Origin of the sequence: Streptococcus parasanguinis (assembly GCF_001578955.1) — a bacterium.
Classification (GTDB): domain Bacteria; phylum Bacillota; class Bacilli; order Lactobacillales; family Streptococcaceae; genus Streptococcus; species Streptococcus parasanguinis_U.
Map to the genome: position 1 here is coordinate 121,630 of NZ_KQ969689.1, position 9,588 is coordinate 131,217.

Consider the following 9,588-nt stretch of genomic DNA (forward strand, 5'->3'; position numbering starts at 1 on the left):
ATTCTCTTGCAGACCTAGAAAATTATGATCAGCGTGACTGGGGCTCTGAAGCATTCGAGAAGGCCTTAGAATTATGCCTAGAAATGGTTCATTACTTGTAGGTCTATTCTCTTTTTATGATACAATGAAGCTATGTTAGTGAAATCATATTTTAAACAATGGCAGGCTAAGCTGACTCGCCTGTCTCCAGCAAGGCGAATCTTTCTCAGCTTTGCCTTGGTTATCCTGGTGGGCTCGCTCTTATTGAGTTTGCCCTTTGTCCAGCAAGTAAGCTCAACAGCAGGCTACATCGACCACCTCTTTACCGCGGTCTCTATGGTCTGTGTGACAGGACTCTTTACCCAGTCGGTGGCTTCGACCTATAATGGCTGGGGGCAATTGATTTGTATGCTCTTGATTCAGATTGGGGGCCTAGGGATTTTGACCTTTATTGGTCTCTTCTTTATGGAAAGCCGCCAAAAGCTCAGTTACAAGGATCGGCAGACCATTCGGGATAGCTTTAGTTTTAGCAATAACCAGAGTTTGGCCCGTTTTGTCCGCTCCATCTTTATTACCACCTTTACCATCGAAGGTGTCGGGGCCTTGCTTCTCATGACTCGCTTTATTCCTCGCTTTGGCTGGGGTCATGGGATCTTCAACTCCATCTTTGTTGCGGTTTCCGCCTTTTGTAATGCGGGCTTTGATAATTTTGGGGGCGATAGTATGATGAGTTTCCAGACCGATTGGTTGGTCAATCTGACCTTATCTGCTCTGATCATTACTGGGGGCTTGGGCTTCATGGTCTGGTTTGACCTAGCTACCAAGGCCCGTAACCAATCAGGACGACGGACTCTTCGCTTTCATACCAAGGTGGTTCTCTGGTTAACAGCTGCGATCCTTCTGTTTGGGACAGTGACCAGTCTCTTGACAGAGTTTGATAATCCAGCAACGATTGGGTCCCTGCCATTGGGAGAGAAGATCTTGGTCAGCTTTTTCCAAACGGTCAGTATGCGGACGGCTGGCTTTGCCTCACTGGATTATACAGCAGTCCGACCTGTGACACTCTTTGTCTATATCCTCCAGATGTTCCTAGGTGGGGCACCAGGTGGGACAGCAGGAGGGATGAAGATCACCACCTTCTTGGTCTTGATCCTCTTAGCTCGCAAGGAATTGCTCGGGTTGCCTCATACCAACCTAGGCAAACGAACCATCGCACCAGACTTGGTGCAACGTTCTTTGGGCACAGCAGTGATTTTCCAGTTGACCTTTATCCTGGGGCTCTTTGGCCTTTGTCTTGTGACGCCGGATGGTCAACGTTTTCTGTACTTGGTCTTTGAGGTGGTATCGGCTTTAGCGACAGTGGGCGTGACGGCCAATGTGACCTCGACCTTAAATGGAGCAGGGCTGGGCATCATCATGGTGCTCATGTTTATCGGTCGGATCGGCCCCTTGACCCTTATGGTCAGCTTGAACAATTACAAAGCCAAAAAAGCAGATGCCTTGCAATATGCCAAGGCAGACATCATTATCGGATAGGAGAGACTTATGGCAAATCGAACCATTGGAATTCTGGGATTAGGGATTTTTGGACAGAGTGTCTTAAAAACTCTGCAGGACCAGGATGTGGATATCATTGCAATTGACGATCATGAAGATGTGATCAACCAGTATGAATCTATGATTACAACTGGAATTGTTGGAGACATTACGGAAATGGACCTCCTGGATGCGGCAGATATTGGGAACTGTGACACAGTTGTCATCGCAACAGGTGAAAATCTGGAATCAAGTGTCCTGGCGGTCATGCACTGTAAGGCACTTGGCGTCGAGCACGTCATTGCCAAGGTCAAGAATGAAGTGACCAAAGAAGTTCTGGAAAAGATTGGGGCTGATTTGGTCATCCTGCCGGAGGTAGAAGCAGGCATGTCCCTCGCTAAAATGATCCTCTTCCAACACCGGATTGAAGTGTTTCAGTTGGATGATGAGGTAGTGGTGGTTGAGTTTACAGTTCCATCTGCCTGGGTTGGAAAGAGTATTCGAGAATTGGCGGTCAGAGATCAGTATCAACTCAATATCATCGGCTATCGAGATGCAGAAGAGCAGCCCCTGCGGAGCCAGTTAGGACCAGATTTTGTATGGCCGGCTGAGGTACGCGTGATGGCAGTGACAGACAACCAATATTTAGATAGAATCCAAGATTTGTTAGACTAATAGTGTAATGGAAACGACCGAAAGGTTGTTTTTTTCTCCTCTAGGTTAACTCTTCTTTAAGCATTGATTGCTAAAGTAAGAGAAACAAAAATACTTCCATTGTGAGAATAGAAGGATGAAAGATGACATTTTTTAACAGAATACGACCCAAACAGCCCTTAAAAGAGCTCAAATGGTTTGATATTGGTATTGTGACAGCCATTCTTTTTGGGCAATTCATTATCCTCTCGACCCAGCTGTTTTTAGCCAGTTTTCAGCCAGTCGCGCAGACTGCAGTAGCCACAAGCAGTAGCAATACGGCAAGTGAAGGAGCTGCTTATTCCAGCAATATGACCTTGCAGTTGATCTTGCTGGCTCTAGCCCTTCTTTACTTGCTGCTCCGTCGCTTTGATTTTAAACAATTGCCGATCCGTTTCAAGTGGTCCACCTTGATCTGGGTACCCCTGCTCTTTGCAGCGATGGGACTTTTTGGGGATGTAATCTCAACGGTCACGGGTGAATACAATTACCTAAGTCCAAGTCTTTGGCCTTATATCGATCCCATGCAGATCCTCCATAAGTTCATGGCTTTGAGTCCCATGGCGATTGCTTATGGTTTGCTCAATGGATTTTATGAAGAATTTTTCTTTTTGGGCTTAATGACTTCGGTGAGTGAGAAGAACCAGTGGAAGGCGTTGGCCTTTTCAACCCTGATCCGCTTTTCTTTCCACACCTATCAGGGGCTTCTCTGGGCCCTTGTGATTGGCGTCATTTATGGACTCTTTTATTACTTCATGTACAAGAAGATCGTCAAGAATCTCTTGCCATTTTTCCTCATGCATGCCTTGGCAGATATGTTTGGCTCGAGTCTCATGTATCTCTTGATCAATTGGGGGAGTTGATCTTATAAAATTTTAGGAAAGGCTCTGTCAAGTGTTGACAGGCCTTTTTTTGAGTGCTATAGTAAAATCGTAAGCGCTTACCTAGCGAAGCGAAGCAGATGAAAAGAGGGCGAGTCAGATGCCCTATAAAAAGAGGAGGACAGACAAATGGCAGGACCAGTCATAGAGGGAGAAAACTATCGGATCTCCGTATTAACGGAATCCTTGGTGCGCTTGGAATACTCAAAAGATGGTGTTTTCGAAGATGGTCAGACGCAAGTTGTACAAAATCGAGATTTTGGACCTGTTGCCTGTGAGGTCGTAGAGACAGAAGCTGTTCTCGATCTTCATACAGAGCATCTCCACCTCCATTTTGAAAAAGGACCTTTTGCACCAGATCGGCTTTATATCGAACTCAAGGGTCAGTATGCAGTCTATGGGAGCAGGTGGCACTATGGAGATCAGCCGGAGACCTTAAAGGGGACCAGTCGGACGCTTGACGAGGTCGATGGGGCTATGGAGTTGCAAGATGGGATCTTGAGCAAGGCTGGTTATGCTCTTTTAGACGATTCCGCTTCCTACTTGTATGATGACGAAAGCGGGTTTAGAGCACGGTCCTATCCAGAAGTGGATCTGTATTTCTTCGGTTATGGGCGTGATTATCTAGGAGCCTTGAAAGATTTTTACCATCTGACAGGACAGCCACCCCTCTTGCCACGTTATGCTCTGGGCAACTGGTGGAGCCGGTATTGGCCTTATACCAGTCAGGAGTACACAGATTTGATGGATCGCTTCAAAGCAGAAGGGGTGCCTCTTGCGGTCAGTGTGATCGATATGGACTGGCATAAGACGGTGATTCCTGCTCGCTTTGGAAGTGGTTGGACTGGCTATAGTTGGAACCGGGATTTGATTCCTGATCCAGCTGCCTTCTTAAATGGCCTGCATGAGCGTGGTTTAAAGGTGACCTTAAATGTCCATCCGGCAGATGGAATTCGCGCCTTCGAAGATGCTTATCCCATGGTCGCAAAACGTTTGGGACTGGATGCTGAAAAAGAAGAAGCGGCTAGCTTTGACTTTTATAGTCCAGCCTTTCGCGAAGCTTATTTTGAAGATGTCCACCATCCCTTGGAAGATCAAGGAGTGGACTTTTGGTGGATTGATTGGCAGCAAGGTAGTCATGGCAAGATGGATCCCCTTTGGTTGTTAAATCACTATCATTATCTAGACAATTGCCGAAAAGGCCAAGCTGGTCTCATCTTATCGCGTTATGGGGGTCCTGGTAGCCATCGGTATCCGATTGGTTTTTCAGGGGACACTATTGTGACTTGGGAATCCCTAGCCTTTCAACCCTATTTTACCAGCACAGCTTCCAATATCGGCTACACCTGGTGGAGTCATGATATCGGTGGCCATATGCGGGGCTACTATGATGAAGACTTGGCTCTTCGCTGGTTGCAGTTTGGGGTCTTTAGCCCGATCAATCGTCTCCATAGTTCTTGTAATGCCTTTAACAGCAAGGAACCGTGGTTTTACTCGCCAGAGACCTGTCGCTTGATGAAACAGTATTTGCGCCTGCGCCATAGCTTACTGCCTTATCTCTACACCATGAATGTGGCAACGCACGAAGAAGGGCTGCCCTTGGTTCAACCCCTCTATTACCACTACCCAAACGAAGAGGAGGCTTATGAAGCGAAAAATCAATATTTCTTTGGCAGTGAACTCATGGTGGCACCGATTACCGAAGCGCTGGATCCGGTCTTTCATAGTGCTTCTGTGAGCGTTTGGTTCCCAGATGGTGTTTGGTACGATTTCTTCCATGATTGGAAGTATGAAGGAAGAGGGAAGCTTACGGTCTTTAGGACCAGCCAGGATATTCCAGTCTTTGCACGTGCGGGAGCCATCATCCCTATGGATGCACAACCACAGACAGGAGTGGACCTTCCAGAAATGCTGGACTGGCACCTCTTCCCAGGTGACAATCGTTCTTTCGTACTCGTCGAAGGAGAAGGAGCCAGCAAGGTTGAAACCCGCGTAACAGTCGATTGGGATGAAAGAAAGATTAGGCTGGATTTGACAGGTGATCTAGCCTTGCTTCCTGAAAAGAGACAGCACCGTTTCTTGCTCCATACCTTTGAGACAGCCCCTATCTTAGTGGACAATCAAAGTCAGGAAATTGCGATGGGTGAGCTGCAATCACGTCCGATTACTAAAGAAGACCGGATGTTTGAGCTCTTAAAATCTGCCAACCTGGCCTACGATAGGAAAAACGAATTATTTGCGGCTTGTTCAAGAGCCAAGGATTGGAAACAGTTGATGAAGGTCATCACACCTTTGGAGGAAGGCTTGCGCCAACGTCTCTTTGAAGTGATTTATTCCAGTGAAGAGAATGAAGACTTGTAAATTCTTGCAATTTCACCCCTATTTTTGTATGATGAAAGTGATTTCACAATCATAAAGGAGAAGAAAAAATGGAACAAAAATGGTGGCATAATGCCGTAATTTACCAAGTTTATCCAAAGAGTTTCAAGGATAGTAATGGCGATGGCATCGGGGATCTCAAGGGGATCACGAGCAAGCTAGACTATCTGGAAAAGCTAGGGATTACAGCCATCTGGCTCTCACCAGTCTACAAGAGTCCCATGGATGATAACGGCTATGACATCTCGGATTATGAGGATATTGCCTCCATCTTTGGTACCATGGAAGATATGGAAGAATTGATCGCAGAAGGTCAGAAACGCAAGATCAAAATCATCATGGACTTGGTGGTCAACCATACCTCTGATGAGCATGCTTGGTTTATCGAGGCGCGTGAACATCCAGACAGTCCAAAGCGGGATTTCTATATTTGGCGCGATGAACCCAATGGCATTATTTCTGCTTTTAGTGGCTCTGCTTGGGAGTTCGATGAAGCTTCAGGCCAATACTACCTGCATAACTTTAGTAAGAAGCAACCGGACCTTAACTGGGAAAATGAGGAGCTTCGTCATCAGATCTATGACATGATGAATTTCTGGATTGACAAGGGAATTGGTGGCTTCCGTATGGATGTGATCGATATGATCGGTAAGATCCCAGATCAGGAAATCATCAGCAACGGTCCCATGCTCCATCCTTACTTGAAGGAAATGAATCAAGCGACCTTTGGCGATAAGGATCTGCTCACGGTAGGAGAAACCTGGGGAGCGACTCCAGAGATTGCCAAGCAATACTCCAATCCAAAAAATCAAGAATTGTCCATGGTCTTCCAATTTGAACACATTGGTCTTCAATACCAACCGGGTCAACCAAAATGGCACTACGCTAAGGAATTGGATGTGCCAAAATTGAAAGAAATTTTCACCAAGTGGCAGACGGAATTAGGAGAAGAGGAAGGCTGGAATTCCCTCTTTTGGAATAACCATGATCTCCCACGGATTGTGTCAACTTGGGGGGATGATGGGGACTATCGTGTCAAATCTGCCAAGGCTTTAGCGATTCTGCTTCACTTGATGAAGGGAACTCCTTATATCTATCAAGGGGAAGAAATCGGGATGACCAATTATCCATTTAAGACCCTTGAGGACGTAGAAGATATCGAGTCGATCAATTATGCCCATGAAGCCTTAGAAAAAGGGGTTCCGCTCGAAGTGATCTTGGATCAAATCCGCCATATTGGTCGGGACAATGCACGGACACCGATGCAGTGGAATGATGAAGCAGAAGCCGGCTTTACGACAGGTCGTCCATGGCTTGCGGTCAACCCAAACTACAAAGAGATCAATGTGGAGGCTGCCCTAGCAGATCCAGACTCTATTTTCTATACCTACCAAGCCCTCATTGCTTTGAGAAAAGAGTACCCTTGGCTTGTGACTGCTGATTATGAATTGGTGGACGCAGCAGACAAGGTTTTTGCCTACAAGCGGGTAGAAGGAGAGCAAGCCTATTTGGTGGTTGTCAATCTCTCCAATCAAGAGCAAGAGTTGCCACTCGTCAATGGGGTTGAAGAGGTTCTCATTGCCAATACCAAGGTAGAACAAGTCCTCGAATCAGGCAAGTTAGCCCCTTGGGATGCCTTCTGTGTCAAACTAGCCTAATAAAAGTAAGAAAAATAGAGGAAATTACTTCCTCGTAGAAGCAGGTCTTTCTCAGTAGAGAAGGCCTGCTTTACTTTTTAGGGACTGTTCTTCTAGTGCAATCCGCTCAAAAACCGCTCAAAAATGGTTTGGGGGATGCTTGGGCTATAGGAAATCTTTATAAGAAGTCCTAGTTTTTGCTTTTGATCTCTGGTCTCAAGGCCCATTAAATCTGTGTTATAGTTTTTGGCTATATCAAAATTCGTGTAAAAGCAATTATACAAGACAGCTATCTTCTGATATGATAGTGTCAATTAGAATTTTTGGAGGACACAACATGTCAACTACAATTATCGGTTTCCCACGTTTGGGTGAATTCCGTGAATTAAAATTTACAACTGAAAAATACTTTAGAAAAGAAATCTCAGCAGACGAGCTCTTGGCAGCTGCCAAAGACTTGCGTGCAAAACACTGGAACATTGTTAAAGAACAAGGTATCTCAGAGATTCCATCAAATGACTTCTCACACTACGACAATTTCCTTGATGCAGCCTTCCTTTTCAACGTTGTGCCTGCATCTGTTCAAAACTTGGATTTGACAGACCTTGAACAATACTTCGCTTTGGCGCGTGGTTACCAAGGTGAAAAAGGGGATGTCCGTGCCCTTCCAATGAAAAAATGGTTCAACACCAACTACCATTACATCGTTCCTAAATTTGAAAAAACAACAGAAGTGAAATTGGCTGGTCACAAGATTTTTGATGAGTACCAAGAAGCCAAAGAATTGGGGATCAACACTCGTCCAGTAGTGGTTGGACCATTCACTTTCCTTCAATTATCTGACTTTGAAGATGGTGTGAAAGCTGAAGACTTCGTCGACAGCTTGGTTGCTGCTTACCAAGAAGTCTTTGCCAAATTGGCTGAGCTTGGTGCGACTCGTATTCAACTCGATGAGCCAGCTCTTGTCAAAGATTTGTCAGCTGAAGAAAAAGCTCTCTTCTTAAACCTCTACAACAAACTCTTGGCTGACAAGAAAGGTCTTGAAGTCTTGATCCAAACCTACTTTGGTGATGTTCGTGATGTCTATAATGACCTTGTAAACTTGCCAGTAGATGGTATCGGTCTTGACTTTGTTGAAGGTAAGAAAACACTTGAATTGGTGAAAGGTGGCTTCCCAGCTGATAAGACCCTTTATGCTGGTATTGTGAATGGGAAAAACATCTGGCGCAACAACTATGAAAAGAGCTTGGAAATCTTGGATCAAGTTCCAGCTGAAAAGGTTGTCTTGACGACTTCTTGCTCCCTTCTTCATGTGCCATTTACAACGGCTAACGAAGATTTTGAACCAGCTATTTTGAACCACTTCGCCTTTGCGGTTGAAAAATTGGGTGAATTGCGTGACTTGGATGCCATCCGTAACGGTCAAGGTGCAGAAGCTCTTGCTGCCAACAAAGAACTCTTTGCAACTGAACGTGTCGGAGCAAATGCTGAACTTCATGCTCGCATCGCAGCTTTGACAGAAGCAGACTACACTCGTTTGCCAGCCTTCGCAGAACGTGAAGAAATCCAAAAAGAAGCCTTCAAGCTTCCAGCACTTCCAACAACTACCATTGGTTCATTCCCTCAAACCAAGGAAGTTCGTGCTAAACGTTTGGCCTTCCGTAAGGGTGAATTGACACAAGAAGAATACGATGCTTTCCTTGCTAAAACGATCGACGAATGGATCAAATGGCAAGAAGAAGTTGGATTTGACGTGCTTGTACACGGTGAATTCGAGCGGAACGACATGGTTGAGTACTTCGGTCAAAACTTGTCTGGTTACCTCTTCTCTAAAAACGGTTGGGTACAATCATACGGTATGCGTGGGGTGAAACCACCAATCATCTGGGGAGATGTGACTCGTCTCAACCCAATTACTGTGAAATGGTCTAGCTACGCACAAAGCCGTACGGACAAACCGGTTAAAGGGATGTTGACTGGACCTGTTACCATCCTTAACTGGTCATTCCCACGTGAAGACATCTCTATCAAGGATTCTACTCTTCAAATCGCTCTTGCTATCAAGGATGAAGTTCTTGACCTTGAAGCTGCAGGTGTGAAAATCATCCAAATCGACGAGGCTGCTCTTCGTGAAAAATTGCCACTCCGTCGTAGCGACTGGTATGAAGACTACCTTGACTGGGCAATTCCAGCCTTCCGTTTGGTACACTCAACAGTAGCGCCAGATACACAAATCCACACTCACATGTGTTACTCAGAATTTACAGATATCATCCCTGCTATCGACAACTTGGATGCAGACGTTATCTCATTTGAGGCAAGCCGTTCAAACCTTGAAATCTTGGATGAGTTGAAAGCGAAAAACTTCCAAACAGAAGTTGGACCTGGGGTTTACGATATCCACTCACCACGTGTCCCACAAGACGGTGAAATTGATCATACTATCGAAGCAATCTTGGCAAAAGTACCAAGTGGCAAAGTTT

General features: G+C 45.5%; 5 protein-coding genes and 2 pseudogenes. All 7 read left to right on the plus strand.

What is annotated here, in order from left to right; translation table 11 throughout:
* Nucleotides 1-101 (plus strand): annotated as a pseudogene (locus tag SPADD19_RS11325) (nucleoside phosphorylase); the annotation flags it as partial.
* A 31-nt stretch (nt 102-132) separates the two neighbouring features.
* Nucleotides 133-1,515 carry a TrkH family potassium uptake protein gene (locus SPADD19_RS00595; protein WP_061454931.1) on the plus strand — a complete coding sequence of 461 codons (1,383 nt, stop codon included), beginning with the start codon at nt 133-135 and terminating at the stop codon, nt 1,513-1,515.
* A 9-nt stretch (nt 1,516-1,524) separates the two neighbouring features.
* Complete coding sequence (locus SPADD19_RS00600; protein WP_049490379.1) at nt 1,525-2,190, plus strand: potassium channel family protein; 666 nt, start codon at nt 1,525-1,527, stop codon at nt 2,188-2,190.
* 122 nt (nt 2,191-2,312) lie between these two features.
* The gene (locus SPADD19_RS00605; RefSeq protein WP_061454932.1) at nt 2,313-3,071 is read left to right on the plus strand and encodes a CPBP family intramembrane glutamic endopeptidase; all 759 of its coding nucleotides are present in this window, start codon (nt 2,313-2,315) and stop codon (nt 3,069-3,071) included.
* A gap of 147 nt (nt 3,072-3,218) precedes the next feature.
* A complete protein-coding gene (locus tag SPADD19_RS00610) occupies nt 3,219-5,450 on the plus strand; it encodes a glycoside hydrolase family 31 protein (protein ID WP_061454933.1) in 2,232 nt (743 codons plus the stop codon).
* Between the two features lie 68 nt (nt 5,451-5,518).
* Entirely contained in the window at nt 5,519-7,126 is a 1,608-nt protein-coding gene (locus tag SPADD19_RS00615; protein WP_061454934.1) for an alpha-glucosidase, read from the plus strand.
* 346 nt (nt 7,127-7,472) lie between these two features.
* A pseudogene (gene metE / locus SPADD19_RS00620) lies at nt 7,473-9,588 on the plus strand (5-methyltetrahydropteroyltriglutamate--homocysteine S-methyltransferase); the annotation flags it as partial.

Coding starts and splice junctions, on each gene's coding strand:
- SPADD19_RS00595 (WP_061454931.1), top strand. CDS start 133: ATGTTAGTGAAATCATATTTTAAACAATGGCAGGCTAAGCTGACTCGC.
- SPADD19_RS00600 (WP_049490379.1), top strand. CDS start 1,525: ATGGCAAATCGAACCATTGGAATTCTGGGATTAGGGATTTTTGGACAG.
- SPADD19_RS00605 (WP_061454932.1), top strand. CDS start 2,313: ATGACATTTTTTAACAGAATACGACCCAAACAGCCCTTAAAAGAGCTC.
- SPADD19_RS00610 (WP_061454933.1), top strand. CDS start 3,219: ATGGCAGGACCAGTCATAGAGGGAGAAAACTATCGGATCTCCGTATTA.
- SPADD19_RS00615 (WP_061454934.1), top strand. CDS start 5,519: ATGGAACAAAAATGGTGGCATAATGCCGTAATTTACCAAGTTTATCCA.